The organism is Chromohalobacter sp. HP20-39 (assembly GCF_033052815.1).
GTDB lineage: Bacteria > Pseudomonadota > Gammaproteobacteria > Pseudomonadales > Halomonadaceae > Chromohalobacter.
The window spans coordinates 1-258 of sequence record NZ_JAWHTP010000840.1; the positions used below are offsets into that span (position 1 = coordinate 1).

The 258-nt window shown below is 72.5% G+C and carries 1 protein-coding gene; it reads right to left on the reverse strand.

Features of this window, described 5'->3' with window-relative positions:
- A partial coding sequence (locus tag RVY79_RS20320; protein ID WP_317466395.1) for a histidine phosphotransferase family protein occupies nucleotides 1-258 on the reverse strand: 258 nt, incomplete at both ends.

Consider the following 258-nt stretch of genomic DNA (forward strand, 5'->3'; position numbering starts at 1 on the left):
GGCTCGCGGCGGGCGTGGCGGTGATAGTCACTTCATCACCCTCGATGGCGAATCGCACATCCATGGCGGCGGCCCGCGCCACGAGGCCCGCGTAGAACGGCAGGATGCCGTGCGCGTCGACGGTGCCGCTCTCGGGGCGGCCGGCCATCAGCTCCTCCACGTGGGGTGGGATGCGGGCATGCGAGCCCTTGGCCTTGAGCACCAGCGTGGGCGCCTCGGCATCGCCGGAGACGACGACGTCGATCACGCCGCCCCGGG